Origin of the sequence: Amycolatopsis sp. NBC_01488 (assembly GCF_036227105.1) — a bacterium.
GTDB lineage: Bacteria > Actinomycetota > Actinomycetes > Mycobacteriales > Pseudonocardiaceae > Amycolatopsis.
Window position 1 is genome coordinate 294,300 of record NZ_CP109434.1, and the last position, 25,374, is coordinate 319,673.

The window sequence follows — 25,374 nt, forward strand, 5'->3', positions numbered from 1 at the left end:
TGGGGACCTACTCCTTGAGCCCGCTCGCCGCGATCCCGCGGACGATGAACCGCTGGGCGACCAGGAACATCGCGACCAGCGGCGCGATGGTGACCAGGGCACCGGCGAACAGCGCCGGCAGGTTGACCGACTGCGCGGTCAGGAACGTCGAGAGCGCGATCTGCGCGGTCCACGACGACGGGTCCTGCCCGATCACCAGCGGCCACAGGAACGCGTTCCAGCTTTCGATGAACATCAACGCGCCGAGCGACGCGATCATGCTCCCCGAGTTCGGCAGCACGAGCCGCCGGTAGACGCCGAGGTAGCCGAGGCCGTCGAGCCGGCCCGCCTCTTCGAGTTCGACGGGGAACCGCAGGTAGAAGTTGCGGAAGAGGATCACGGTGAACGCGCTGAACAGGTTCGGCGCGATGATGCCCCACTCGGTGTCGACCCCGCCCATCGAGCCGACGACGACGAACGTCGGCACGAACGTGACCGACTGCGGGATCATCAGCGTGACCAGCACGTACGTGAACACCGCACGGCGTCCCGGCACGTTGATCCGCGCCAGCGCGTACCCGGCCATCGAGCCGAAGAGCGTGCCGACCGGAGCGGTCACCACAGCGACCAGGAACGAGTTCCACAACGAGTGCGCCATCGGCACCGAGGCGTCGGCGAAGAGGTCGCCGAAGTTCACCCAGGAGAGGGGATCCGGCAGCCACGACCAGTCCGGCGAGCTGACCTGCTGGCGCGTCATCAGCGCGTTGCGCACCATGATGTAGAACGGCAGCAGGAAGATCAGTGCGAGCACGGACGCCAAGACGTACTTCGGCGCCTTCCGGGAAACCGGGAGGACGGCCATCAGTCCTTCTTCCCGAAGCCGACGAACCGGCCCTGCAGCAGGGTGATCACGACGATCAGCACGGTGAGCAGGAACGCGCCCGCCGAGCCGACACCGTAGTTCTGGTCACCGAGCGCGGAGTCGTAGAGGTAGACCAGCGGCGGCTTCACCGGCGCGGTCGCCGTGCCGGAAAGCCCGGTGCCGAACAGGTTGTAGAACTCGTCGAAAGCTTGGAACGCGGCGATGAGGATCAGCAGCAGCACCGCCACCGACGTGTTTCGCAGCTGCGGCAACGTGATGTAGCGGAAGGCCTGCCACTTCGTCGTGCCGTCCAGTTCCCCGGCTTCGTACAGGGAAGGCGAGATCGCCTGCAGCCCCGCCAGGAACAGGATCATGTACAGCCCGACCTGCAGCCACAGCCGCAGCGTCACCACCGCGACCCAGTACACCGGCGGGCTCGTCTCCGACAGCCACGGCACCGGGTCCGCGCCGAACAGCCCGCCGAGGAAATTCGCGACACCGGACGGCAGGCCGTTGAACAGCGCCATCTTCCACACCAGCGCGGCGACGACGTACGACACCGCGGCCGGGATGAGGAAAATCGTCCGGAAGAACGCCTTGCCGCGCTTGATGCTGTTGATCAGCACCGCGAGGCCGAGCGACGCGACGAAGGTGATCGGCACGATGAAGACCGTGAAGAGCGCGATCGTCGACAGCGACGTCAGGAAGGCGTCGTCGCCGAGCAGGAACGCGTAGTTGTCGAAGCCGATCCAGTGGCCGAGGCTGATCGTGCCGCGGGCGTCGTTGAAGCTGAGCAGGAAGCTCCACGCGATCGCGACGTACTTGAACAGCCCCAGCCCGAGCACCACCGGCCCGGTCAGCACCGCGAACGCGCCGATCGCCCGCCAGTCCCTTCGGCGACGACGCTTCTTCGCCGCCACCGTGACCGGCGGAGCCTCCATCAGGGCCGTCATGCCAGCTGCTTGTCGACTTCGGCCTGCGCCTTCTTCGCCGCGTCGCCCAGCTCCGCGGCCGGGTCGGCCTGCCCGTTCGCGATCTTCGTCGCGGCCTGCAGGAACAGCGTCGCCGACGCCTTGTTCCACAGCCCCGAGTAGGACTTGCCGTTCTGCTGCGAGATCGTCACGGCGTCCTTCGCCGGACCGCTGGAGAACTCCGTCGTCTGGGCCGCGACCTCCTTGCGCGCCGGGATGTGGAAGCCGTACTTGACGCACCAGTCCTTCTGCAGGTCGGCGTTCTTGATCCACAGCCAGTCGATGAACTTCTTGACGGCGTCCAAATTGGCACTCTTCGCGTTGGCGAGCTGGTACCAGCCGCCGACGCGGGCAACCTGCTTGCCGGCGTCGCCGAACTTCGGCCACGGGACGACGCCGAAGTCGTCGCCGAGCGCCTTCTTGATGTCCGGCAGCGACCACAGGCCGCCCCACTGCATCGCCGTTGCGCTGTTGGCGAACGCGCCGGGGTCGGACCAGTCGGTCGGGTAGCCCTGGAGCAGGCCACCGGTGTCGTGCAGCTGCTTGAGCCCGGCGATCGCGGCGACCGCCTCGGGCGACGCGAACGCGACCTTCTTGCCGGTGCCGTCGAAGAAGTCGCCGCCGGACGACCAGAGCAGGAGCGTCGCGGCCTCGCCGACGCCGTCGGTGCCGACGTACAGGCCCTTCTGCTTGCCGCTGGTCAGCTTCCGGGTGGCGTCGAGCAGCTCCGCGAACGTCTGCGGCGGCTGGACGCCCGCGGCCTGCAGCGCGCTCTTGCGGTAGTACAGCATCATGACGTCGTCGATCATCTTGACGCCGTAGATCTTGCCGTCGACGGTCACGGTGTCCAGCGCGGCCTGGCTGAAGTCGCCCTTGACCGGGTCCACGATGTCGTCGAGCGGCGCGAGCAGGCCGTTCTTGACGTTCTGGTACCGGAAGTCGCCGAGTTCGAACAGGTCCGGCGCCTGCGCGGTGAGCATCGCGGAGTTGAGCTTCGTCTCGTAGTCGCCGGCGATCCAGCTGACGTTGATCGCGATGTCCGGGTTGGCCTTGGTGAACTCCTGCGCGTAGCGCTGGACGGCCTGCTGCGTCCCGGATTCGCCGTACGCGTGGTACCACTGCTGCAGCGTGACTTTCGCGCCGGAAGAGGCGCCCGCGTTCTTGTTCAGCGGATCGCTCGTGCAGCCCGCGAGTGCGGCGCCACCGGCGAAGAGGACGGAACCGACCAGGAAGCTTCGGCGATTCAGTTTGAATGTCTCAGGGCTCACGCAGATTCTCCTTAGACGCTCTCGGCGACGAAAAGACTTTGGATGGCGACGGCGGCCGCGCCCCGCGCCCACTCCTCGAACGGCAGCGGCCGGATCACCAGGCCGCAGCGGGCGGCGCTGCCGAACGCCTGGACCGCGAAGGTCCGGCGGATCTGGTCCTCGAACAGGTCGTAGGTGGCGACGCCTTCCCCGGAGACGACGACTCGCTCCGGGCCGAACAGGTTGACCAGCGCGGCCAGGCCGAGCCCGATCGCGTGCCCGGCCCCGGCGAACACCCCGCGCAGCGACTCGTCGCCGCCGCGGGCGCGGACCACGGCGTCTTCCATGGTCAGCGCGGGTTCTCCGGAGATCTCGCGGGCGCGCGTCAGGATCGCTTCGGTGGACGCGATCGCCTCGACGCAGCCCTGCCCGCCGCAGTGGCACGGCGGGCCGCCGTCGGCGACCGGGACGTGCCCGATCTCGCCCGCGACGCCGTGCGCGCCGCGGACCAGGTCGCCGTTCACCACGAGCGCGCTGCCGATGCCCGTACCCACCGTGACCAGCGCGAACGACGACGCGCCGACGCCTTCGCCGAACCACTGCTCGGCCACGGCGAGGGCCTTGACGTCGTTTTCCAGGGTGACCGTGAGCCCGGTCGCGTCCTCCAGCAGCTCGGCGAGCGGGACGTCCCGCCAGCCGAGGAACGGCGAGTACCGGACGACGCCGGACGCGCGGTCGACGTCGCCGGACACCGCGACGCCGAGGCAGTAGGCGCGCTCGCGGAGGTTGCTGGTGCCGTCCGGGGTCGGGCCGGCCAGCAGCTCGCCGACGAGGTCGGCCAGCGCGCGGACGACGTGTCCGACGTCGTGGCCGGTCAGCGCGTGGTGAGCGCTGGCGCGGACGTCGGCGCGCAGGTCGGTGACCACGCCGATCAGGTCGTCACCGGTGATCTTGACGCCGACGAAGTACTCGCGGTCCGGGCGGATCGCGAGCGGGTTGGCGGGGCGTCCCGCGCCGGGCGTGGTGCGGCCTTCGGAGGCGAGTTCTTCGAGGTAGCCGGCTTCGATGAACGGCCGGGCCGCCTTGGTGACCGCGGCCGACGACAGGCCGGTGCGCCGGGCGACGTCGACGCGGGAAACCGGCCCTTCGGTCAGGACCGTGGTGAACACGGTCGCTGCCGCGGGGCTGGTGATCGGCGCCCTTGCCGGTGCACTGCGAGGCATGGCCGGAAGGGTAGGCAGGATTAATTAACTTCGTCAAGAATTTATTTTTCGGCTGGTCATGCCTACGCTCGTGACCATGTCGCTCGTCGAACACGACCCCGCGCGCCGGCTCTGGCTGCTGCGCACCCCCGACAGCTCCTACGCCTTCCGGCTCGACGCCGACGACCGGCCGCGGCACGTCCACTGGGGCGCGCCGCTGACGCTGCCCCAGGCCGCGCAGGTCGCCGCGCGCCGCAACCCGGCCGACAGCAGCTTCGACGAGCCGGGCGACGAGCGGCAGGAACTCCCGGCCGAGGGCGGCGCGTTCTTCGGCGTCGCGGCGCTGGCCGTGCGGTACGAAGACGGGACGTCCGCGCTCGAGTGGCGTTACGACGGCTTCGCGATCGAGGACGACGCACTCGTCGTGCGCCTCGCCGACCGCCACTACCCGCTGGAACTCTCGCTGCACTACCGCCTCCGCGGCGACGTCGTCGAGCGCTGGACGTCGTTGCGCAACACCGGCGACGCCCCGATCTCGTTGCTGCGCACGGATTCCGCGTCCTGGACGCTCCCCCGGCGCGACGGGGCGCGGCTCACCCGGACGTCCGGCGCGTGGAGCGCCGAGTACGGCGTGCTGCGCGAAGCCCTGCCGGTCGGCGAAACCACGTTGACCAGCCGCCGCGGCGTGTCCAGCCACCAGGTCAACCCCTGGGTGATGCTCGACGCGGGCGACGCGACCGAGACGGCCGGCGAAGTCTGGTCGACGGCGCTGGCGTGGAGCGGGAGCTGGCGGATCACCGTCGAGCACACGCACACCGGCCGCGTCACGTGGACCGGCGGATTCGGCCACGAGCACGTCGGCTGGTCACTGCGGCCCGGCGAAACCTGGGAGACGCCGGTGTTCGCCGGGCTCTACGTGACCGACGGCTTCGGCGGCACCAGCCGCCGGTGGCACGCCTACGTCCGCGAGTTCGTCCAGCCGCACCCCGGCGAGCTGCGGCCGATCGTCTACAACTCCTGGGAAGCGACCGGCTGGGACGTCGACGAACAGACCGAGACGTCGCTGGCCGACGCCGCGGCGAAGCTGGGCGCGGAGCTGTTCGTCATGGACGACGGCTGGTTCGGCGCCCGCACCGGCGACGCCGCCGGGCTCGGCGACTGGACGGTCAACGAGCAGCGCTTCCCGGCCGGGCTGCGGCCCCTGGCCGACGCCGTCCACGCGCACGGGATGCAGTTCGGGCTGTGGGTCGAACCCGAGATGGTCAACCCGGACAGCGATCTCTACCGCGCGCACCCGGACTGGGTGCTGCACATGGCGCACCGCGAACGCACCACGCTGCGCAACCAGCTCGTGCTGAACTTCGCCCGCCCGGACGTCGCGGACTGGGCGCACAAGTGGCTCGACCGGCTCGTCGGCGAGCACGGGATCGACTACCTCAAGTGGGACATGAACCGGGCGTTCACCGAGGCCGGGTGGCCGTCGGGCGAGGATCCGGGACGGCTGTGGGTCGACCACGTCCGCGCGGTGCACACCATCTTGGACCGGCTGCGTGCCGACCATCCGGCGCTGCGGATCCAGGGCTGCGCGGGCGGCGGCGGCCGCACCGATCTCGGGATCCTCGCGCGCACCGACGAAATCTGGGCGTCCGACAACACCGACGCCGCCGATCGGATCACCATCCAGCACGGCTACGGGCAGATCTACCCGGCCGGCACGATGTCGGCCTGGGTCACCGACAGCCCGAACCCGACGACCGGCCGCGAGGCGCCGCTGAGCTTCCGGTTCCACGTCGCGATGGCGGGCGTGCTCGGCCTGGGCGGCGACCTGCCGCGGTGGAGCGCGGCGGAACTCGACGAAGCGGCGTCGCTCGTCGCGCTGTACAAGGAGATCCGGCCGGTGGTGCAGCACGGCGAGCTGTACCGGCTGGCGGATCCGGCGACGTCGGCGCTGACCGCCGTCCAGTACGTCCTGGACCGCTCGGTCGTCGTGTTCTTCTGGCGACGGCCCACGGAGTTCGCCCGGCCGGTGACGCCGCCGCGTCTGGCGGGCCTGGATCCTTCCGCGCGCTACCGCGACCAGGACGGCGTCGTCCACGACGGCGCGGTGCTGCTGAGCCACGGCCTCGACGTCGAGCTGCCGGGGAGCGGATACGCGAGCGCGGTGGTGCGGCTGACCAGGGTCTGATCACAGTCCACTTCGGACTACCCGGACGAGCCGGCCGACGGGACGGACACTGCGGCGGAGGCGGCGCCGTCGCGCAGCCGCAGATCGTCCTCGACGCCGTCCGGCGAGGCCGAATTGTCGGTGCCGTGAACTAGGCTGTCGAGGTGGCCAAGATCGCGGTGACCCGATGGATTCCCGACGACGCGGTGAAGCTCCTCGCCGAGGCGGGCGACGTGGTGGTGTCGCCCGCCGATCGGCCGTTGACGCCGGGCGAACTGCACGAGTTCGTCTCTGGCGCTTCAGCCGTCGTCGGGATGCTGCACGACCGGCTCGACGGCGCACTGGCCGACGCAGCCGGGCCGGGGCTGAAAGTGGTCGCGAACGTCGCCGTCGGCTACGACAACGTCGACGTCCCGGCGCTGGCCTCACGCGGGATCGTCGTCACGAACACCCCGGGCGTGCTGACCGACGCCACCGCCGATCTCGCGTTCGGCCTGCTGCTCGCCGTCACGCGGCGGATCGGCGAGGGCGAGCGGCTGCTGCGTTCGCACACGCCGTGGTCGTTCCACCTCGGCTTCCTGCTCGGCTCGGGCCTGCAGGGCAAGACGCTCGGCATCGTCGGGCTCGGCCAGATCGGCCGGGCGATGGCTCGCCGCGCGGAGGCGTTCGGGATGTCGATCGTCTACTCAGGACGGTCGAAGCAGGACACCGACGCTGAATTCGTGTCGTTCGACGAACTTTTGTCGCGTTCGGACGTCGTCTCGCTGCACTGCCCGCTCACGCCGGAGACGCGGCACCTGATCGACGCGGCCGCGTTGCGCGCCATGAAACCCGGCGCCTACCTGGTGAACACGACCCGCGGCCCGGTCGTCGACGAGGCCGCGCTCGCGGACGCCCTCGAAGCCGGGGAGATCGCGGGCGCCGCGCTGGACGTGTTCGAGAAGGAGCCCGAGGTCGAACCGCGGCTGCTCGGCCGCGACGACGTCGTGCTGAGTCCGCACCTCGGGTCCGCCACGGTCGAGACGCGCACGGCGATGGCCGTGCTGGCGGCCCGCAACGTCGCGGCGGTGCTCGCCGGGCGTCCCCCGCTGACGGAGGTGAAGCCGTGACCAGGGTCGTCATCGCGCCCGACAAGTTCAAGGGCAGTCTCACCGCGGTCGAGGCCGCGGAGGCGATCGCGCTCGGCGTGCGAGACGCGCTGCCGGACGCCGAAATCGTCTCCTGTCCGGTCGCCGACGGCGGCGAAGGCACTCTCGACGTCCTCGAAGCGGCGGGCGCGCGGATCGTCCGGCTGACGGTCCGCGGGCCACTCGAAGACCCGGTCCAGGCGCGTTATGCCGTGCTGGACGGCACGGCCTACGTCGAATCGGCGCGCGCGTGCGGGATCGAGTTCGTCGAACCGAGCCCGGCGACCGCATTGGCCGCACACACGTGGGGCGTCGGGGAGCTGCTGGCGGACGCGCTGATCCACGGCGCCCGCCGGCTCGTCCTGACGGTCGGGGGCACGGCCAGCACCGACGGCGGAGCCGGGATGCTCGGCGCGCTCGGCGCCGGCGTGCTGGACGCGTTCGGCGCGCCGGTCGGCCTGGGCGGCGGCACGTTGTCGCGGGTGGCGTCGACCGAGCTGACCCCGGTGCGGGAACGCCTCGAGGGAGTGCGCGTCGCGGTCGCGACCGACGTCACGAACCTGTTGCTGGGCCCGTCGGGGGCGGCGGCGGTGTTCGGGCCGCAGAAGGGCGCGGGACCGTCGGAGGTGGCGTTGCTCGACGAGGCGCTGGGCCGGTGGGCGCACGCGCTTCAGGTCGGTGGCGCACCGGACGTGTCAAGGATCCCGGGATCGGGTGCCGGCGGCGGGGTCGCCGCGGGCGCGATCGCTCTCGGCGCGACGGTCGAGTCCGGGTTCGACCTCATCGCGGGGCTGACGGGCGTCGACGACGCCTTGGCGGGCGCCGATCTCGTCATCACCGGTGAGGGTTCGCTCGACGAGCAGAGCCTGAACGGCAAGGCGCCGGCCGGAATCGCCGACCGCGCGCGGTTGCGCGGGGTGCCGCTGCTGGCACTGGCCGGGCGGATCCAGCTCGATTCCGCCGACCTGGAGCGGCTCGGAGTGGTGGGGAGCAGCGCGCTGATCGACCACGCACCATCGCTCGACCACGCACGAGCCCATGCGGCGGAGCTGTTGCGGGCCCGGGCCGCGGAGCTGGTCCGTGAGTGGAGGTCCCGCTAGGTCGCACACGGCCCCACTGGCGCCCGCGCCGCGGAACTCGTCCGCGACTGGCTGCCCCCGCTGACGAACGGGCCTTCCGCGCCAGTGCGAAAGGCCCGTCCGCCGCAGTCAGCTCGTGTGCTGCGGCAGCACGGCGAAGGCGACTCCGCCTGCTTCGTCCTCTTGGACGTCGAGCACCTTGTCGTCGAGCAACGCCGCTGCCTGCGGTTCCAGGAAGACCTTCGGGCCTTCCTCGGCGCCCAGCACGCTGTCGCCCGCCGCGGGTTCGGGGGCGACGGACAGCGCCAGCTGGGCGCTTTCGCCCTCGGCGTTCTGGACCGCCAGGCGGAGCCCGGCTTCGCCCTCCCCCTGACTGGTCAGTGCGGTGATCGCCTCGGCGGCGGCTTCGGTCACGGTCAGCATCTTCGGCCTTCCCTTCGTCGCGGTCCGATGCACTGTGGTGCCCCACGCTAGGGGCGCCCGTCCGGACGTGCAGTCTGAGCGGATCAGCCTCGCCGGGCCTCGCGGATGGCGTCCGCCACAGAACCGCCGGCGTAGTCCGCGTGTTCGCGCGGGTCCGGGTCGGCGTGGCGGCGCGGGATCTCGTCGTCCGGGGTCACCGGCTCGAAGTCCGCCGGCGCGTCCTCGACGGTCTCGTCGAGCTGGTCGGCCGGGGTCACCGCGAGCGGGCGCTCCGGGACCGGCTCCGGTTCGCTGTCCGGGACCTCTTCGGCGAGGCGTTGCGCCATCGGCTCGCCTTCGCGGGCTTCTCGGGGCGTGGTGCCGAAGCGGTCGGCGGCACTCCAGCGCTCGGGCGGCTCGACGCCCGCTTCGAGGGGGTCCACGCGCAGCTCGTCCTCGTCCAGCGCCTCGCTGGGGTCCAAGCTTTCCGGTTCGGCCGCGTCACGGTCACTCACTGGTTTCTCCCGGCGCGTAGGCAGTAGTCATCGCCGGTGACCTACCCGGGACGCCGGGGGCCTCAAACCCGGGCGGTGTCGCCGGGATCACATTTCTTCAACCGGTTTAACATATTCACAAGTTTGTGAACGGAGGGTAGGTTCGGATCATGGCCACCACCAGGTGCGCACCGGGGCACCGGCTGCTCGCCACCGACCCCGACCGCCACCACGAGTTGGGCACGCACGCCGCGTGGTACGTGGTGGCCGGTGTCGTCACCACCGGCGTCCAGGCGGCGTTGTTCCTCCTGCTGCGCGACCGGCTCGGCTCCCAGGTGGCGAACCTGGTCGCGATCGCGCTGACCACGGTCGGGAACACGGAGTTCCACCGCCGCGTCACGTTCGCCGGGCGGCCGAGCAATGCCGGGAAGCGGCACCTGCAGGACCTGGTGACGTTCGCGTTCTACGCCAGCTACGGATCGGCGGTGCTGGCGATCCTGGACGCGGTCGTCGACCGGCCGACGTCGTGGGAGGAGACCGGCACGCTGCTGCTGGCCAGCCTGGTCGGCGGGTTCGTGCGGTTCGCGGTGCTGCGCTGGTGGGTGTTCGCGCACCGGGCGGCCACCCCGGCCCACACCGGCTAGCGTCTGCAGGCGTGGCCTCGGACGACATCACGCCTCACTCGGGCGGCAGTGAGCCGGATTATCGCTTCACGCTCGCCAACGAGCGCACGTTCCTCGCATGGCTTCGGACGGCGCTGGGGTTGCTCGCCGGCGGGGTCGCGGTACACCAGCTGGTGCCCGCCCCGGCGGCGGCGAGCGCGGTACTGGCCGGACTGTGCGTGGCACTGGCGGCGGCACTGGCCGCGACGGCCTATCCGCGGTGGCGGCGGGTGCAGATCGCGATGCGGGCCGGGGAGCCGTTGCCGCGAAGCTGGATGATCGTGGTGCTGACGGGCGGCCTGCTGGCGTTGATCGTCGCGGCGGCGGTGCTGCTGGTGTTGTCGTGAGCAACCCGGGAGGGGCGTTCGCGCGGCGGCCTGCCCCGGCCATCCGGCCACGGACCGCACACAGCGCTACGCCGTCCGGACACCCTCGCCGAACCCCGCGGGAAGCCGTTCCAGCCGTTCGGCGCAGTCCCGCCCCGGACCACCGCCGCCCTCGACTACCGCTGCTTCGCGATTATCGCGACGTCAGAAGTACCGTCATCGACCGTGGGACCCGCCCGTGACCGCCCCTGGTGGGGCCCAGGCCGAGCGCACCGGGCTCGCCTGGCGGCGGACCGCGCTCGCCTCCGCCGCCTGCACCGTACTTCTCCTGCACTCCGCCGCCCAGCGCCATTGGGGTGTCTCTCTGGTCCCCGTTCTGCTCGCCGCCGGCACATCGGCCCTGCTCGCGGCCGTCGGCGTGCGCCGCGAGCGGGTGTTGCGAGCCGCCCGGCCGGTGGCCATGAGCCCGATACTGCCCGCGATCGCGTCGCTCGCCGTGACCGTGACTGCCGCTTCCGTGGCCGTCTTCCACTGACGGGTGAAGTCGGCACATCCTGAAACCGATTAATCGCAATGTGCGGGGTCTGGTCGCGGGAACATCACGACCACTGCTGCTAACGGGGTATTGGTCGTTGAAATCTGGACTGATGGCCTGGGAGGTGCTTACGATTACCCAGCGTCGCACGGAACGCAGGTAAGGCCGGATCTCCCGGAGTATCTGCGATCAGAACGTCACAGAGAGTTGAGCCCCCGGCAGCGACGGTCGAGGGTCGGCCGGGGAGACGACTCATGACAGCACCGCCGAGGACCACCGAGCAATCCGCCAGTGAGTTCCGCGATTATCGCACTCCGGAGTCATTGCCGCGGCCCAGCGGACGGCTCACCAAGGAGGATCTCGACCCGCTCGTCAAGGACGCGGGCGAGGGCAACCCGGCCGCCATCCACCGCCTGCTCCAGATGATCGAGCCGGTCGTGGTGCGGTACTGCCGCGCGCGGATGGGCGGGCGCGACCTCTCCTACCTGTCGGCCGACGACGTCGCACAGGAAGTCTGCCTCGCGGTGTTGAAGGCCCTGCCCGATTATCAGGACCGCGGCGGCTCGTTCCTCTACCTCGTGCACGCGATCGCGGCCAACAAGGTCGCCGACGCCTACCGCGCCGTCGCCCGCGACCGCTCCGAGCCCGTCCCCGAACTCCCGGAGCGCCCGCTCGTCGCCGGCAACGAGCCCGAGACCCACGCGCTGCACCTCGACCTCGGCGCCCGCCTCGGCCGGCTCCTCGCCTCGCTGCCGCGCGTGCAGCAGGAGATCCTGACCCTGCGCATCGCGGTCGGCTTCTCCGCCCAAGAGACCGCCGAGGCGCTCGGCATCTCCGCGGGCAACGTCCGCGTGACGCAGCACCGCGCGCTGACGCGGCTGCGCGGCATGATCAGCGCCGAGGAGTTCTGAGCCACCCCAGCGGCGAGCGGGGAAACCCCTTTTACCCCCTGGAAGGGGTTTCCCCGCTCGCATCCAAGCCGTAAACGCGCCGGGCGTTGTGCTCGAACACGCCCAGCCGCTCGGCGTCCGAAAGCCCGCCGGTCAGCGAAATCGCCGCGTCCAGGACCAGCTCGTAGGACGCCGCCAGCTCGCAGACCGGCCAGTCCGAGCCGAACAGCAGCCGCGAAGGACCGAACGCGTCCAGCACGTGGTCGACGTAGCGGCGCAGGTGCCCGACCTCCCAGCCCGTCCAGTCCGCCTCCGTGACCAGCCCGGAGAGCTTGCAGACGACGTTTTCGCGCGCGGCCAACGCCGCCACCCCGGACGCCCACGGCTCCCACTCCCCCGCCGCGATCGGCGGCTTCGCCGCGTGGTCCAGCACGAGCCGCAGCTCCGGCAGCCGTAACGCCACCTCGGTCGCCGCGGGCAGCTGCGGCGGGCGCACGAGCAGGTCGTACGCGAGCCCGGCCGACGCCACCGCGCTCAACCCGGCGATCACCGCGGGGCGCAGCAGCCAGTCGTCGTCCGGTTCGCTCTCCACCTGGTGGCGAATCCCCGCCAGCGGGCCCTGTTCACCCAGAGCGGCCAGCCGCTCCGCGACGTCCGGGGCCGCCAGGTCGACCCAGCCGACGACGCCCGCGATCACCGGCTCCTCGGCCGCCGTCGCCAGGAATTCCGACGTCTCTTCGACCGACGACACCGTCTGGACCAGCACCGTCGCGTGCACGCCGGCCGCCTTGGTGACCGTGCGCAGGTCGTCCACCGTGTACGGACGGCGGATCGGGTCCAGGGCCGCCCCCGCCATCCACGGGTACTCGCGTCGCGACGGGTCCCACAGGTGGTGGTGTGCGTCGATCATGAGACTCCTTCGGCGATCACGGCGTCGGCGCGCAGCAGTCCCGCGTCGACCAGTTCGGTCCACAACTCCGGCGGCACCACGGCCCGCGCCCGACGCGCGTTCGCGCTGACCTGCGAAGGATCATGCGCGCCGACGACGACCGACGCCACCGCGGGATGCGCCATCGGCAGCGCCAGCGCGGCTTCCGGCAGCTCGACGCCGTGCCGCGCGCAGATCGCCGCGATCCGGCCGGCCCGCTCGACCAGCTCCCGCGGGGCTTCGGCGTAGTCGTAGACACGGCCCGGCTCGGCGGTCGCCAGGATGCCGCCGTTGAAGACGCCGCCGGCGACCACCCGGACGCCGCGGTCGAGGCAGAGCGGCAGCAGCTCGTCGAGCGCCGGCTGGTCGAGCAGCGTGTACCGCCCCGCCACCAGCAGCACGTCGAGATCGGTCCGGCGGACGAACTCCGCGAGCATCGGCGCCTGGTTCATCCCGGCGCCGAACGCGCCGATCACGCCCTGGTCCCGCAGCTCGCGCAACGCGGGAAAGGCGCCGCGCAGCGCTTCCTCGAAGTGGTCGTCGGGGTCGTGGACGTACACGACGTCGACGCGGTCGAGGCCGAGCCGCGTCAGGCTGTCCTCGAAGGACCGCAGGACGCCGTCGCGGCTGAAGTCCCAGCGGCGCTTGTACGCGGCCGGGACGGCGAAGCCCTGGTCGTCCTGCGCGCCGGCGCCGTCCGGATTCGGCTCCAGCACCCGGCCGACCTTCGTCGAGAGCACGTACTCGTCGCGCGGAAAGGACCGCAGGGCCGCGCCGAGCCGGGTCTCCGAAAGGCCGAGGCCGTAGTGCGGCGCGGTGTCGAAGTACCGGACACCCTCGTCCCACGCGCGGCGCACGGTCGCGGCTGCGGTCTCGTCGCTGATCGCGTGGTAGAGGTTGCCCAGCTGCGCGCAGCCGAGACCCAGCGGGGACAGGGAGAGTTCCAACGCCGTCACTCCTTCACCGGCAGTTCCCAGACCAGCCCGATGCCGGTGTCGCCGCCGGAATAGTCGTCCTCGACGGCCAGCAGCTCGGCCATCCTGGCCTGCCACGGGACGTTCGCGGGGTGATCCCGCAACGCCGCCCGCATCGCCGCGTAGTCGTCGACTTCGACGACGTGAAAGAGGTCGAGACCGTTACGCCAGATCCGCCAAGTGCGAACGCCGGCTTCGCGCAGCGCGGTGTCCAGCTCAGGTGGGATGACCGCGTGGACGGACTCGTACTCGGCTTCTTTGCCGGGCTTGAGCCGGGTGTGCAGGGCCACTCTTTGAGGTGCGGCACCGTGGGTCATGACCACTCCTTCGCCGGGACATGGCACGCTGGGGAGTAACACCGAAACATCCGAGGTCTGTTGCAGGGAAGGCGGACACGATGCCCGTCACCGATGTCGCGATCGACAAGATCAAGGACATGATCATCTCCGGCGAGCTGGCGCCGGGCGACCGGCTGCCGAAGGAGGCCGAGCTGGCCCAGCGGCTCGGGCTCTCGCGCAGCTCCCTGCGGGAGGCCGTGAAGGCGTTGTGCCTGATCAGGGTGCTCGACGTCCGCCAGGGCGACGGCACGTACGTCACCAGCCTCGAGCCGAACCTGCTGCTCGACGCGATGACGTTCGTGGTCGACTTCCACCGCGACGACACCGTGCTCGACTTCCTCGCCGTGCGGCGGATCCTCGAGCCGGCCGCCACCGCGCTGGCCGCGCTGCACATGAGCGACGACGACATCACCGAACTGGGCCAGCTGCTCGGGGAGCTGGAGGACTCGCCAACCGTCGAGGCGCTGGTCGCGAACGACCTGCAGTTCCACCGCAAGATCGCCGACGGCTCCGGCAACCCGGTGCTGTGCTCGCTGCTCGACAGCCTGTCGGGTCCGACGGCCCGCGCCCGCATCTGGCGCGGCCTCACCCAGGAGGGCGCGGTCGCCAAGACGCGGGAGCAGCACTCGGCGATCTACGAGGCGATCGCGGCACGCGAGCCGGAGCTGGCGCGCTCGTGGGCGACCGTGCACGTCGCGGGCGTCGAGCAGTGGCTGCGCAACGCCCTGGGCACCGCGGACGACCCGACGGCTCCCGACGAACCCGCCGCGGAAGCTTCCTAGCCGCACCTTCACCTCCCTGCGGTCGTGAGTGAGAAACAGTGTTCTCACCCTGTTTCTCACTCACGACCAGCCGCGGCAGACCCGGAACGTCGGATGATCACCGGGTGCGGGTCAGGTTTGGGGCTTGCCGCCCGCGTACCGGGCGATGATCAGCGCAACCAGGATGATGGCGCCGTAGATCGCGCCCTGCCACTCCGCTGTCACGTGCGCGTAGTTGAGCAGGCTCGACACCGACGCCAGCAGCAGGACGCCGGTGAGGGCGCCGACCAGGGTGCCCTTGCCGCCGTCGAGCGAGACGCCGCCGATCACCGCCGCCGCGAACACCTGCAGGATCATCCCGGAGCCCTGGTTCGCGCCCAGCGCGCCGACGTAACCCGTGTACGCGAGGCCGCCGATCGCCGCCAGGATCCCGGCGACGACGAACACCGCCCACGCGATCCGGTCCACCCGGACACCGGCTGCCCGCGCGGCTTCGCGGTTGCCGCCGATCGCGTACAGCGCGCGGCCGACGCGGTGGTAGCGCAGCACCCAGCCGGCGACGGCGAAGAGCAGCGCCGCCAGCCACACCGACATCGGCAGGCCGAGGAACGTCGTCGTCGCCAGGTTGGTGAACGAGTCGGGCAGGTTGAACAGCGTCTTGCCCTTGGTCGAGCCGACCTGGACACCGCGCAGCACGGTCAGCATCGCCAGCGTCACGATGAAGGCGTTCAGCTTCAGTTTCACGATCAGGAAGCCGTTGACGAACCCGACGAGTGCGCCGCACAGCGGGATCACCAGCAGACCGATAGCGGCCGGCAGTTCGACGCCGAAGCCCGCCGACGCCGCCGGGATCACGACCATCGCGCCGAGCGCCGGCGCCAGGCCCATCGTGGATTCCAGCGACAGGTCGAACTTCCCGGTGATCAGCACCAGCGACTCGCCGAGCACGACCAGCGACAGCGCCGCCGACGCGGTCAGGATGCTGACGATGTTGCTCCAGCCGACGAACGTGTCGTCGACCAGGCCGCCGATGACGAACACCACGACCAGTGCGGGTAGCAGCGCGAGTTCACGCAGCCACACGGCTTTGCGGCGCCGGGGTGGCGCGGGCAGCTCCGTCTGCGGAGAGGTCATCACGTCGGTCACGACAGCTCGACTCCTTCGATGTCGGCCACGAGGTCGCCGTCGGACCACCCGGCCTGGTGCTCGGCGACCACGGCCCCGGCGCGCAGCACCAGGACCCGGTCGCTCAGGCGCAGGTCGTCGAGCTCGTCGCTGACGATCAGCACCGCCTTGCCCTCGGCGCGCACCCGGTCGACGACCGCGAGCAGCGCCTCCTTCGACTTCACGTCCACCCCGGCGGTCGGGTTGATCAGCACCACGACCCGCGGGTCGCCGACCAGGGCCCGCGCCAGCACGACCTTCTGCTGGTTGCCGCCCGACAGGTCCGACACCGGCTGCTCGGCACCCGCGGCCACGATGTCGTAGTCCTTCAAAGCCTGGGTGGCCTTCGCGCGCCGGGCGGCCGGTGACGCGATCCCGCCGCGACCCAGTTTGTCCAGAATGGACAGTGTGGCGTTGTCGGCGATCGAGTGCTCCAGGACCAGGCCTTCGTGGTGCCGGTCGCGCGGCACGCAGCCGATACCTGCGCGGATCGCTGCCGGGATGTCGCCCGGCCGCAGCGGCGCGCCGTCGACGCGGATCGTCCCCGCGGACGGTGTCCGCAGGCCGTAGACCGTCTCGGCGACCTGGTGCTTCCCGCTGGCGTTGCTGCCCGCCAGCCCGACGACTTCCCCGCGGTGCAGGCGAAACGAGACGTCGCGGAAGCTGTCGCCGGACAGCCCGTCGACCGTCAGGATCTCCGCGGCGTTCTCTTCGAGCGACTCGCGAGAAGCGGCGTCGCGGACCGAGAGGCCGCCGGGTTCGCCGGTCATCGCGTCGACCAGCTGGGCCTTGCCGACCTCGGCGACCGGCGCGGTGAGCACGTGCTTCGCGTCGCGCAGGACCGTGACGGCCTGGCAGACCTCGTAGACCTCGTGCAGGTGGTGCGAGATGAACAGGAACGTCACCCCGCCCGCCTGCATCTGGCGCATCCGCTCGAAGAGCCGCTCGATGGCCTGCTTGTCCAGCTGCGCGGTCGGCTCGTCGAGGACGATGAACCGGGCGCCGTAGGACAGCGCGCGGGCGATCTCGACGAACTGCCGGTCCTCGACCGACAGCTCGCCGGCCGGGGTGTCGACGTCGACGTGCACGTCCCACGAGTCGAGCAGCTCACGGGCCTTGCGCCGCAACGACTTCCAGCCGATGGCGAACCCGCCGCCGGCCTGCCGGTTGAGGAACAGGTTCTCGGCGACGGTGAGCTGCGGGACGACCATCGCGTGCTGGTACACGCAGGCGACGCGCGCCTTCCAGTCGTCCTGCCTGGTCAGGGGCGGGGCCGGCGCGCCGGCGAACTCGACGTGCCCGGTGTCCGTGGCGGACAGGCCGGTGAGGATGGAGACGAGCGTCGACTTGCCGGCCCCGTTGCGCCCGACGAGCGCGTGCGACTCGCCGGGGTGCACGGTGAGGCTGACGTCGTGCAGCGCCACGGTCGGGCCGTAGCGCTTTCCGACACCTACAGCGCTGACCACCGGGACGGCGGTTTCGCCGGCGGGCAGCGCGGTCACAGGTTGTTCCCCCAGAGGGCCTTGTCGTCCACGTTGGCCTTGGTGATGACGGGCGCGGGCAGCTGGTCTTCGAGGATGCCGGGGCTGATCTCGACGATGGTGCTGTCGTGGTCGGTCGGGCCCGGCTTGAACGTCTCGCCCGCCATGGCCTTCTTCAGCCAGTACAGGCCGTACTTCGCGTACGCGTCGGCCGGCTGGGACACCGTCGCGTCCAGTTCGCCGTTGCGGATCGCGGCCAGCTCCTGCGGGATGCCGTCGTTGGACACCAGCACGATGTGCTTCGGGTCGCCGACCGGGAAGAACAGGTTCTTGCGCTTGAGCGCCTGCTCGGTCGGGGCCAGGTAGACGCCGCCGGCCTGCATGTAGACACCCTTGATGTCCGGGTTCGCGGTGAGCATGCTGTCCAGGCCGGACGACGCCTTGTCGGCCTTCCACTCGGCCGGGATCTCCAGCACCTGAATGTTCGGGTACTTGGACTTCATGCAGTCGCGGAAGGCTTCCGAGCGGTCGCGGCCGTTGACCGAGGCCAGGTCGCCCATGATCTGCACGACCTTGCCGGACTTGACCTTCTCGCCGATCGCGTCGCACGCCTTGGTGCCGTAGGCCTTGTTGTCGGCCCGGACCACCATGGCGACCTTGCCGCTCTCGGGAGCGACGTCGACCGCGACGACCGGCACGCCCTTGTTCTCCGCCTGCTTGAGCCCGGCGACGATGGCCGCAGAGTCCAGCGGCGTCACGACCAGGCCCTTGACGCCCTGGTTGAGGAAGGTGCCGATGTCGGTGATCAGCTTCGCCGGGTCGCTGTCCGCGTTGACCGTCGGGAGGACGTCGACGCCCTCCTGCTTGGCCATCTGCGGCACGTAGTTGTTGTAGGCCTGCCAGAACGGCGAGGTCAGCAGCGGCAGCGTCGCCCCGACCTTGCCGCCGGGGCTGCCGCCCGCCGCGGGCGCCGACGCGTTGTCCTTGGTGGACCCGCAGGCGGCCAGTACCAGGCCGCAGACGGCGGCCGTGGCGGCCACCTGGATCACCCTGTTGCCGAATGCCACAGTGCGCACCGCATCCTCCTTGATGACAGCGGAAATCAAGTCTGTTTACTGCTGAACGGGGCCGCGCGGGCGCAGGCCGTACATGCCGCCGTCGACCGCCAGCGCAGTGCCGGTGGTCGAAGCGGAAAGGGGGCTGGCGAGGTAGACGATGGCGTTCGCGACCTCGTCGGCGGTGACCAGCCGGCCCATCGGCTGGCGCGCCGCGAGGGCCGCGCGTTCGGCCGCCGGGTCGTCGGCGGCGTCGAGCAGCCGGCCCACCCAGGGGGTGTCCGCCGTCCCGGGGCACACGCAGTTGACGCGGATCCGGTCCGGCAGGTGGTCGGTCGCCATGGCCAGGGTCAGCGAGAGCACCGCGCCCTTGCTGGCCGAGTAGAGCGCGCGGTTGGGCAGGCCGGCCCAGGCCGCGATGGAGCAGGTGTTGACGATCGCCGCGGACGGCGAGTTCTTGAGGTGCGGCAGCGCGGCCCGGGCGAGCCGGACCATGCCGACGACGTTGACGTCGAACACGCGGTGCCATTCGTCGTCGTCGTTGGCCGTGACGTCGCCCTGGGCGCCGATCCCGGCGTTGTTGACGAGGATGTCGAGGCGCCCGAAGCGGTCCACGACGGCGTCGATCGCCTCGCGGACTTCATCATCCGAGGAGACGTCGCAGCGGAAGCCCGTGTCGTCCGGTTTCAGGTCGAGCACCGCCACCTGCGCGCCGCGCTCGGCCAGCAAGGTGGCGACGGCCTTGCCGATACCCGAGGCGCCTCCGGTGACGGCGGCCACCAGGCCCTCGAATTCACTCACTTGCGGTCTCCGTCCACTCGGGACCGTCCGGGAAGCGGAACCGGCGCAGCGTGGCGTCGTGCATGCGCGCGGAGAACCCGGGTGCGGTCGGGGCGAGGTACCGGCCGCGCTCGACGACGGCCGGGTCGGTGAAGTGCTCGTGCAGGTGGTCGACCCACTCGATGGAGCGGTCCGCGTCGGTGCCGGACACCGCCACGAAGTCGAACATCGAGAGGTGCCGCACGAGTTCGCAGAGCCCGACGCCGCCGGCGTGCGGGCACACCGGCACGCCGAACTTGGCGGCCAGCAGCAGGATCGCCAGGTTCTCGTTGAAGCCGCCGACGCGGGCCGCGTCCAGCTGCAGCACGGAGATCGCGTTCGCCTGCAGCAGCTGCTTGAAGATCACGCGGTTCTGGACGTGCTCGCCGGTCGCGACGCGGATGGGCGCAAGCGCTTTCGCGATGGCGGCGTGGCCGAGGATGTCGTCCGGGGAGGTCGGCTCCTCGATCCAGTACGGGTCGTACGGTGCGAGCGCGGTCATCCAGGTGACCGCGGCGGAGACGTCCCAGCGCTGGTTGGCGTCGACGGCGATCCGGACGTCCGGGCCGACGGTCTCGCGGGCGAGCTTCATGCGGCGGACGTCGTCCTCGAGGTTGCCGCCGACCTTCAGCTTGATCATCTCGAAGCCGTCGGCGACGGCCTGCTCGGCGAGCCGTACGAGCTTCGCGTCGGCGTACCCGAGCCAGCCGGGCGACGTGCTGTAGGCGCGGTAGCCGTTCGCCTCGAGCTGCTTCACCCGTTCGGCGCGGCCCGGTTCCGCCCGCCGCAGGATGTCCAGGGCTTCGGTCTCGGTGAGCGCGTCGGAGAGGTACCGGAAGTCGACGAGGCTGACCAGCTCCTCCGGCGTCATGCGCCCAGCGAACTGCCAGACGGGCAGGTTCGCGCGGCGGGCGGCGAGGTCCCAGGCGGCGTTGACGATCGCGCCGACCGCCATGTGCGCGACGCCTTTTTCCGGGCCCAGCCAGCGGAACTGCGAGTCGCCGACGAGCGTGCGGGACAGGGCGCCGAGCGCGGCCGCGTCCTCGGGGACGTCGCGGCCGACGACGTGCGGCGCGAGCGCGCGGATCGCCGCGGCCTGGACGTCGTTGCCGCGGCCGATGGTGAACGCGAGGCCGTAGCCGTCCGGGCCGCCGTCGGCGTGGAGCACGACGTAGGCGGCGGAGTAGTCCGGGTCGGGGTTCATGGCGTCCGAGCCGTCCAGCTCCCGCGAGGTCGGGAACCGGACGTCGAGCACCTCTATGCCGATGATCTTCGCCATGGTCAGGCCTGCCTCGCGGTCTGGCGCTGCCGCCCGAGGCCGTCGATCTCCAGCTCGACGACGTCGCCGTCGCGCAGGTAGGGCTTGGGGTCGGGCTGCCCGAGCGCGACGCCCTCCGGGGTGCCGGTGTTGATCAGGTCGCCGGGCCGCAGGACCATGACCTGGCTCAGGTGGTGGATGATCTCGGCCACGGTGAAGATCATGTCCTTGGTCGACGAGTCCTGCTTCTTCTCGCCGTTGACCCACAGCCGCAGGCCGAGGTCCTGCGGGTCCGGTACCTCGCTCGCCGGGACCAGCGCCGGGCCGAGCGGGTTGAAGTTCTCGCAGGACTTGCCCTTGTCCCACTGGGCGGTGCGGAACTGCAGCGCGCGCTCGGAAACGTCGTTCGAGACGACGTAGCCGGCGACGTGCTCCAGGGCTTCGTCGACGCTGTCGAGGTAACGCGCGGTCTTGCCGATGACGACGCCGAGCTCGACCTCCCAGTCGGTGCTGACCGACCCGCGCGGGATGAGGACGTCGTCGCCCGGGCCGACCACGACGTCCGGCGCCTTCATGAAGACGACCGGCTCGGTGGGCGGCGTCGCGCCGGTCTCTTCGGCGTGGCGGCGGTAGTTCATGCCGATGCAGACGACCTTGCCGGGCTGGGCGATGGGCGAACCGACCCGCAGTTCCTCGACGTCGGCCTTCGGCAGCTCCCCGGCGGCGAGCGCGGCGGCCACGCGGGCGACGCCGTCCGCGGCGAGGAAACCGCCGTCGATGTCGGCGGTCAGGCCGCCCAGCTCGTAGGTCGTGCCGTCGTCGGCACGCACGAACGGACGCTCACTTCCCGGCTCCCCGAGGCGCACAAGCTGCACGGATTTTCCCTTCACCCGCCCGACCAGACATCCGATGTATATCGCAGTCAGGTCTGGAGATCCACCCCCAAGACTCAGTCGCCGCCCAATCGGCCGGAAAATTGATCGGATCAGTACCGGTGCAGTGCTCGTTTGAGCACGGGGTGTCACCGCTCACAGCCGGAATAGCGCAGGTCGTCGCGTCGCTGTCGGAGTCAGGGACCCGAGGAGGCACATGACCACCACGGCGGAAGGTACCGCGACGAGCAGGCGGACGCAGCTGAAGTTCGTGCTCGTCCTGGGTGGCCTGACCGCGTTCGGGCCGCTGTCGATCGACATGTACCTGCCCGCGCTGCCGCGGATGGCGAACGACCTCCACGCGGCGGACGCGACGGTCCAGCTCACGCTCAGCGCGTTCATCGTCGGCCTGGCCCTGGGCCAGCTGGTGCTCGGGCCGTTGTCCGACGCGCTGGGACGCCGTCGCCCGCTGCTGGTGGGCCTGGTGCTGTACGTCGTGGGGTCGGTGCTGTGCGCGGTGAGCCCGGACGCGTGGCTGCTGGTCGCGGCGCGGGGCGTGCAGTCCCTCGGGGCGGCCGCCGGCATCGTGATCGCGCGCGCCACCGTGCGCGACCTGTACTCCGGCACGGCGATGACGAAGTTCTTCTCGACGTTGATGCTGGTCAGCGGGCTGGCTCCGATCCTGGCGCCGCTGATCGGCGGGCAGTTGCTGAACTGGACGTCCTGGCGCGGGGTGTTCGTGGTCCTGACGGTGTTCGGCGCGCTGCTGCTGGCCGTGGTCGTGTTCGCCTTCCCGGAGCCGTCGGTTTCGCGGTCTCCTGCGCGGCTCGGCCAGGTGATGCGGACCTACGGGCGGCTGGTGCTGGACCGGAGCTTCGCCGGGTACGCGCTGGCGGCCGGGCTGTTGTTCGCGTCGATGTTCGCCTACATCTCGGGGTCGTCGTTCGCGCTGCAAGGCGTGTACGGGCTCAGCCCGCAGGCGTACAGCGTGGTGTTCGGCGTGAACGGCGTCGGGATCGTGCTGGCGGGCCAGCTCAACGGACGGCTCGTCGGGCGGGTGCCGGAGCGGACCCTGCTCCTGTCCGGGCTGCTGCTCGGGGTGTTCGGCGGGGCATCGGTGCTCGTTTCGGCGGTGACCCGGGCTCCCTTGGCGGTGCTGCTGGTGTCGTTGTTCCTGCTGGTGTCGAGCATCGGGCTGGTCATGCCGAACGCGAGTTCGCTGGCGCTGGCGTCCCACGCGCGTTCGGCGGGGGCGGCGTCGGCGTTGCTGGGGGTGCTGCAGTTCGTGGTGGGCGCGGTGGCGACACCGCTGGTCGGGCTGGGCGGGCCGGGGACGGCGGTGCCGATGGCCGCGACCATGGCGGGGTTCGCGGTGCTGGCGTTGACGGCCTACCTGACCCTGGCGCGCGAAGTCAGCTCCTGAGCAGCCGTTCCAGCTCCTCACCGGCGGGTTCGTGGCCGGCGTCGGCGATCCGGTGCAGTTCGACGAGGTCGCCCGCGGCGACCGCGCGCCGGGTCAGCAGCTCACCGGCGTGGTCGCAGCCCTCGTCGAGCAGCTCGCTCAGCTCCTCGACGTCGCCGCGGGCGTCGGCGAGGTCGGCCAGCCGGTCGAGCGCGGTCTCGTTGCCCTCGTCGGCGAGCGCGCGCAGGGTTTCGTGGTCGGTCATGCCGCCATCGTGCGACCTTGCCCCTGGGACAACGTCAAGTGCGACGATGGCGGGGTGCTCACCATCGGACAGCTCGCCGGGTACGTCGGGGTGACGACCAAGACGATCCGCGTCTACCACGCCAAGGGACTGCTGCCGGAGCCCCCGCGCGACGCGGTCGAGCTGATCAAGATCCGCACGCTCGCCGAGGCGGGCGTCCCGCTGGCTCGCATCCGTGAACTCCGCGCCGGCGGCGGGCTCCGCGAAGCTCTCCGGCAGATCGACGACGACCTCGCCGCCCGGATCCGCGGCCTGCAGGACACCCGCTCGCGGCTCCGGCAGCTCGCCGACGGCCGGCTGTCGACCCTGCCCGCCGACGTGGTGGCCCACCTTTCCGGCCTGCGCGGCCTCGGGTTCAGCGAGCGTTGGGTGACGCTGCAGAACGACCTGTGGACGCTGGTGTTCGCCACCCATCCCGAGACGGCTCGCGCGAACTTCCGCGACCAGGCGTCGATGCTGACCGATCCGGCGCTGCTCGAGGTGGTCCTGGAGTACGACCGGCTGCACGACATCGACCCGCACGACCCCCGCGTCGACGCGCTCGCCGACAAGCTCGTTGCGGCGACGCATGCGCGCTACGGCACGGATTTGCCCGCGTACGAACAGGGTTCGGCGATTCCGGCGCTGGTGCAGGGCGCCGTCAACGCGTCGTCACCCGCCTGGCGACGGCTCGACTCGCTGCTCCGCGAACGCCTCAGCCGAGGGACGCCAGGTCTGCGGTCTTGAGCTGCTCCGCCGTCACCTTCGCGCGGCCGTCGACCAAGGCGCCCAACGCGTCCCCGTCGTCCCACATGTTCACGTTCATCGCCGCCGCGACTTCGCCGTCGCGCAGCCAGAACGCCGTGAACTCGCGCGAGGACAGGTCGCCCCGGACCACCAGCTCGTCCGCGACCGGGTCCGCCAGACCGCGGTACTCGCAGCCCAAGTCGTACTGGTCGGTGAAGAAGTACGGCGAACCGAGGAAGGGTTCGTTCTCCCCCAGCAGGTTCTGCGCCACGTGCGCGCCCTGCTCCTTCGCGTTCGCCCAGTGCTCGACGCGGATGCGGCGGCCGTAGCGCGGGTGGAAGTGGGCCGCGATGTCGCCCACCGCGTACACGTCCGGGGCCGCCGTGCGCAGGCCCGCGTCCACGCACACGCCGCCGTCGTCGGACAGTTCCAGGCCCGCCGCGTGGGCCAGCTCCACCCGGGGTGCCGCGCCGACCGCGATCAGGACCACGTCCGCCGTCAGCTCTTCGCCGCCGCTCAGGCGAACGCCGCGGACGCCGTCCGGGCCGCCGGTGATCTCCGCGACCTGCTCGCCCAAGCGGTAGTGCACGCCATTCGAGACGTGCAGGTCCCGGAACACCCCGCCGACCGTCTCGCCGACGACGTTCGCCAACGGGACGGCCACGGGATCCACGACCGTCACGTCGGCGTTGTGCGTGCGGGCCGCCGCGGCGGCTTCCGAGCCGAGCCAGCCGGCACCGACGATCACCACGCGCTCCGCTTCGGCGAACGCCGACCGCAGCTTGAGGGAGTCGTCGAGGCTGCGCAGCGTGTACAGGCCGGGGAGGTCGCCGCCGGGGACCGGGAGCGAGCGCGGCCGCGAGCCGGTCGCCAGCACCAGGCGGTCGTAGCGGTGCTCGCCACCCGCGTCGTCCAGCACCAGCCGGGCACCCAGCTCGAGCCGGGTCGCCGTGACGCCGGGGCTGAAGCGGATGTCGTGCTCCGCGTAGTACTTCTCTTCGTGCACCCAGTCGGGTTCGTCGGCGTTGCCGAGCAGGACGCCCTTCGACAGCGCCGGCAGCTCGTACGGCCGGTGCGGGTCGGAGCCCATCAGCAGGACTTCGCCGGCGTAACCGCGTTCGCGCAGCGCGGCCGCGGCGGACGCGCCACCCAGGCCCGCTCCGACGATGACGATCTTCCGCGGCTCCGACATCCCGGCCTCCCACATCGACGAGTTGTGGCGGACGCTACTCCCGAACCCGCTCTGCCACGACCGGGAGATACGCCGGAAATCCGCGAAGCGCAAGACAAAACCCGCGAGTAGGCAGATCGGGTGAACCGGCGTCATAGCGCCGTCGCGCCTCCATCCCTCC

The 25,374-nt window shown here is 71.1% G+C and carries 27 protein-coding genes; 10 read left to right on the forward strand and 17 right to left on the reverse strand.

Annotation, left to right across the window (positions count from 1 at the left end):
• Positions 1-7 precede the first annotated feature (7 nt).
• Genes OG738_RS01390 through OG738_RS01405 form a run of 4 tightly spaced genes read right to left on the reverse strand, consistent with a single transcriptional unit; the run spans position 8 to position 4,282 of the window.
• A complete protein-coding gene (locus tag OG738_RS01390) occupies positions 8-841 on the reverse strand; it encodes a carbohydrate ABC transporter permease (protein WP_329050524.1) in 834 nt (277 codons plus the stop codon).
• Positions 841-1,794 (reverse strand): carbohydrate ABC transporter permease, encoded by a 954-nt coding sequence (locus OG738_RS01395; RefSeq protein WP_329050526.1) that lies wholly within the window; start codon positions 1,792-1,794, stop codon positions 841-843. Before OG738_RS01395 ends, OG738_RS01390 begins: the two co-directional genes overlap by 1 nt.
• Entirely contained in the window at positions 1,791-3,080 is a 1,290-nt protein-coding gene (locus OG738_RS01400) for an ABC transporter substrate-binding protein (protein ID WP_329050527.1), read from the reverse strand. The genes OG738_RS01395 and OG738_RS01400 overlap by 4 nt, the downstream gene beginning before the upstream one ends.
• An 11-nt stretch (positions 3,081-3,091) precedes the next feature.
• Entirely contained in the window at positions 3,092-4,282 is a 1,191-nt protein-coding gene (locus OG738_RS01405) for an ROK family protein (RefSeq protein WP_329050529.1), read from the reverse strand.
• A gap of 76 nt (positions 4,283-4,358) precedes the next feature.
• Here OG738_RS01405 and OG738_RS01410 point away from each other — a divergent pair, with 76 nt between their 5' ends.
• From OG738_RS01410 to OG738_RS01420, 3 genes are all read left to right on the forward strand, one after another.
• Positions 4,359-6,446, forward strand: coding sequence for an alpha-galactosidase (locus OG738_RS01410; protein ID WP_329050531.1), 2,088 nt, complete (start codon positions 4,359-4,361; stop codon positions 6,444-6,446).
• Positions 6,447-6,589: 143 nt separating this feature from the next.
• On the forward strand, positions 6,590-7,534 hold the full coding sequence (locus OG738_RS01415) for a 2-hydroxyacid dehydrogenase (protein WP_329050533.1): 945 nt from the start codon (positions 6,590-6,592) through the stop codon (positions 7,532-7,534).
• A complete protein-coding gene (locus OG738_RS01420) occupies positions 7,531-8,652 on the forward strand; it encodes a glycerate kinase (protein ID WP_329050535.1) in 1,122 nt (373 codons plus the stop codon). The genes OG738_RS01415 and OG738_RS01420 overlap by 4 nt, the downstream gene beginning before the upstream one ends.
• Before the next feature lie 108 nt (positions 8,653-8,760).
• On the opposite strand, the gene OG738_RS01425 is transcribed toward OG738_RS01420, so the two are convergent.
• Both OG738_RS01425 and OG738_RS01430 read right to left on the reverse strand, forming a co-directional pair.
• Positions 8,761-9,054, reverse strand: a complete 294-nt coding sequence (locus tag OG738_RS01425) for an iron-sulfur cluster biosynthesis family protein (protein ID WP_329050536.1) — start codon at positions 9,052-9,054, stop codon at positions 8,761-8,763.
• An 83-nt stretch (positions 9,055-9,137) separates the two neighbouring features.
• Entirely contained in the window at positions 9,138-9,548 is a 411-nt protein-coding gene (locus OG738_RS01430) for a hypothetical protein (RefSeq protein WP_329050537.1), read from the reverse strand.
• Between the two features lie 149 nt (positions 9,549-9,697).
• On the opposite strand from OG738_RS01430, the gene OG738_RS01435 reads away from it, so the two are divergent.
• The 4 genes from OG738_RS01435 to shbA all read left to right on the forward strand — a co-directional run bounded on the left by OG738_RS01435 (position 9,698) and on the right by shbA (position 11,961).
• Positions 9,698-10,171 (forward strand): GtrA family protein, encoded by a 474-nt coding sequence (locus OG738_RS01435; protein ID WP_329050539.1) that lies wholly within the window; start codon positions 9,698-9,700, stop codon positions 10,169-10,171.
• Between the two features lie 11 nt (positions 10,172-10,182).
• Positions 10,183-10,536: a YidH family protein gene (locus OG738_RS01440; RefSeq protein ID WP_329050541.1), complete on the forward strand. Its 354-nt coding sequence runs from the start codon at positions 10,183-10,185 to the stop codon at positions 10,534-10,536.
• 217 nt (positions 10,537-10,753) lie between these two features.
• The gene (locus tag OG738_RS01445; protein WP_329050543.1) at positions 10,754-11,050 is read left to right on the forward strand and encodes a DUF202 domain-containing protein; all 297 of its coding nucleotides are present in this window, start codon (positions 10,754-10,756) and stop codon (positions 11,048-11,050) included.
• Between the two features lie 254 nt (positions 11,051-11,304).
• The gene (gene shbA, locus OG738_RS01450; protein ID WP_329050545.1) at positions 11,305-11,961 is read left to right on the forward strand and encodes an RNA polymerase sigma factor ShbA; all 657 of its coding nucleotides are present in this window, start codon (positions 11,305-11,307) and stop codon (positions 11,959-11,961) included.
• A 31-nt stretch (positions 11,962-11,992) separates the two neighbouring features.
• Here shbA and OG738_RS01455 read toward each other — a convergent pair whose 3' ends face one another.
• From OG738_RS01455 to OG738_RS01465, 3 genes are read right to left on the reverse strand one after another with little or no spacing between them, the layout of a single operon-like run.
• Positions 11,993-12,850 (reverse strand): amidohydrolase family protein, encoded by an 858-nt coding sequence (locus OG738_RS01455; protein ID WP_329050547.1) that lies wholly within the window; start codon positions 12,848-12,850, stop codon positions 11,993-11,995.
• Positions 12,847-13,815, reverse strand: a complete 969-nt coding sequence (locus OG738_RS01460; protein ID WP_329050548.1) for an aldo/keto reductase — start codon at positions 13,813-13,815, stop codon at positions 12,847-12,849. The genes OG738_RS01455 and OG738_RS01460 overlap by 4 nt, the downstream gene beginning before the upstream one ends.
• A 5-nt stretch (positions 13,816-13,820) precedes the next feature.
• Positions 13,821-14,159, reverse strand: coding sequence for an L-rhamnose mutarotase (locus OG738_RS01465; RefSeq protein ID WP_329050550.1), 339 nt, complete (start codon positions 14,157-14,159; stop codon positions 13,821-13,823).
• A gap of 80 nt (positions 14,160-14,239) precedes the next feature.
• Between OG738_RS01465 and OG738_RS01470 the strand changes: the two genes are divergently transcribed.
• Positions 14,240-14,962 (forward strand): FadR/GntR family transcriptional regulator, encoded by a 723-nt coding sequence (locus OG738_RS01470; protein WP_329050552.1) that lies wholly within the window; start codon positions 14,240-14,242, stop codon positions 14,960-14,962.
• A 111-nt stretch (positions 14,963-15,073) separates the two neighbouring features.
• Here OG738_RS01470 and OG738_RS01475 read toward each other — a convergent pair whose 3' ends face one another.
• The 6 genes from OG738_RS01475 to OG738_RS01500 form a co-directional block, all read right to left on the reverse strand.
• Complete coding sequence (locus OG738_RS01475) at positions 15,074-16,087, reverse strand: ABC transporter permease (RefSeq protein ID WP_329050553.1); 1,014 nt, start codon at positions 16,085-16,087, stop codon at positions 15,074-15,076.
• Entirely contained in the window at positions 16,084-17,607 is a 1,524-nt protein-coding gene (locus OG738_RS01480) for a sugar ABC transporter ATP-binding protein (protein WP_329050555.1), read from the reverse strand. Before OG738_RS01480 ends, OG738_RS01475 begins: the two co-directional genes overlap by 4 nt.
• On the reverse strand, positions 17,604-18,635 hold the full coding sequence (locus OG738_RS01485; protein ID WP_329056507.1) for a sugar ABC transporter substrate-binding protein: 1,032 nt from the start codon (positions 18,633-18,635) through the stop codon (positions 17,604-17,606). Before OG738_RS01485 ends, OG738_RS01480 begins: the two co-directional genes overlap by 4 nt.
• A gap of 63 nt (positions 18,636-18,698) precedes the next feature.
• Positions 18,699-19,442: an SDR family NAD(P)-dependent oxidoreductase gene (locus OG738_RS01490; protein ID WP_329050557.1), complete on the reverse strand. Its 744-nt coding sequence runs from the start codon at positions 19,440-19,442 to the stop codon at positions 18,699-18,701.
• Entirely contained in the window at positions 19,435-20,739 is a 1,305-nt protein-coding gene (locus tag OG738_RS01495) for an enolase C-terminal domain-like protein (RefSeq protein WP_329050558.1), read from the reverse strand. Before OG738_RS01495 ends, OG738_RS01490 begins: the two co-directional genes overlap by 8 nt.
• 2 nt (positions 20,740-20,741) lie before the next feature.
• A complete protein-coding gene (locus OG738_RS01500; protein ID WP_329050560.1) occupies positions 20,742-21,593 on the reverse strand; it encodes a fumarylacetoacetate hydrolase family protein in 852 nt (283 codons plus the stop codon).
• A gap of 214 nt (positions 21,594-21,807) precedes the next feature.
• On the opposite strand from OG738_RS01500, the gene OG738_RS01505 reads away from it, so the two are divergent.
• Entirely contained in the window at positions 21,808-23,013 is a 1,206-nt protein-coding gene (locus tag OG738_RS01505; RefSeq protein WP_329050562.1) for a multidrug effflux MFS transporter, read from the forward strand.
• On the opposite strand, the gene OG738_RS01510 is transcribed toward OG738_RS01505, so the two are convergent.
• Positions 23,003-23,257 (reverse strand): hypothetical protein, encoded by a 255-nt coding sequence (locus tag OG738_RS01510; protein WP_329050564.1) that lies wholly within the window; start codon positions 23,255-23,257, stop codon positions 23,003-23,005. The two genes, OG738_RS01505 and OG738_RS01510, sit on opposite strands and share 11 nt — an antisense overlap.
• Positions 23,258-23,311: 54 nt before the next feature.
• Between OG738_RS01510 and OG738_RS01515 the strand changes: the two genes are divergently transcribed.
• The gene (locus tag OG738_RS01515) at positions 23,312-24,022 is read left to right on the forward strand and encodes a MerR family transcriptional regulator (protein WP_329050565.1); all 711 of its coding nucleotides are present in this window, start codon (positions 23,312-23,314) and stop codon (positions 24,020-24,022) included.
• Here OG738_RS01515 and OG738_RS01520 read toward each other — a convergent pair.
• On the reverse strand, positions 23,991-25,214 hold the full coding sequence (locus OG738_RS01520; RefSeq protein ID WP_329050566.1) for an NAD(P)/FAD-dependent oxidoreductase: 1,224 nt from the start codon (positions 25,212-25,214) through the stop codon (positions 23,991-23,993). The genes OG738_RS01515 and OG738_RS01520 overlap by 32 nt on opposite strands.
• Positions 25,215-25,374: the final 160 nt, after the last annotated feature.

Excerpts from the sequence above, each read along its gene's own strand:
- OG738_RS01390 (WP_329050524.1), bottom strand. The coding sequence starts at position 841 with ATGGCCGTCCTCCCGGTTTCCCGGAAGGCGCCGAAGTACGTCTTGGCG.
- OG738_RS01395 (WP_329050526.1), bottom strand. The coding sequence starts at position 1,794 with ATGACGGCCCTGATGGAGGCTCCGCCGGTCACGGTGGCGGCGAAGAAG.
- OG738_RS01405 (WP_329050529.1), bottom strand. The coding sequence starts at position 4,282 with ATGCCTCGCAGTGCACCGGCAAGGGCGCCGATCACCAGCCCCGCGGCA.
- OG738_RS01410 (WP_329050531.1), top strand. The coding sequence starts at position 4,359 with ATGTCGCTCGTCGAACACGACCCCGCGCGCCGGCTCTGGCTGCTGCGC.
- OG738_RS01425 (WP_329050536.1), bottom strand. The coding sequence starts at position 9,054 with ATGCTGACCGTGACCGAAGCCGCCGCCGAGGCGATCACCGCACTGACC.
- OG738_RS01435 (WP_329050539.1), top strand. The coding sequence starts at position 9,698 with ATGGCCACCACCAGGTGCGCACCGGGGCACCGGCTGCTCGCCACCGAC.
- shbA (WP_329050545.1), top strand. The coding sequence starts at position 11,305 with ATGACAGCACCGCCGAGGACCACCGAGCAATCCGCCAGTGAGTTCCGC.
- OG738_RS01455 (WP_329050547.1), bottom strand. The coding sequence starts at position 12,850 with ATGATCGACGCACACCACCACCTGTGGGACCCGTCGCGACGCGAGTAC.
- OG738_RS01465 (WP_329050550.1), bottom strand. The coding sequence starts at position 14,159 with ATGACCCACGGTGCCGCACCTCAAAGAGTGGCCCTGCACACCCGGCTC.
- OG738_RS01470 (WP_329050552.1), top strand. The coding sequence starts at position 14,240 with ATGCCCGTCACCGATGTCGCGATCGACAAGATCAAGGACATGATCATC.
- OG738_RS01495 (WP_329050558.1), bottom strand. The coding sequence starts at position 20,739 with ATGGCGAAGATCATCGGCATAGAGGTGCTCGACGTCCGGTTCCCGACC.
- OG738_RS01505 (WP_329050562.1), top strand. The coding sequence starts at position 21,808 with ATGACCACCACGGCGGAAGGTACCGCGACGAGCAGGCGGACGCAGCTG.
- OG738_RS01510 (WP_329050564.1), bottom strand. The coding sequence starts at position 23,257 with ATGACCGACCACGAAACCCTGCGCGCGCTCGCCGACGAGGGCAACGAG.
- OG738_RS01520 (WP_329050566.1), bottom strand. The coding sequence starts at position 25,214 with ATGTCGGAGCCGCGGAAGATCGTCATCGTCGGAGCGGGCCTGGGTGGC.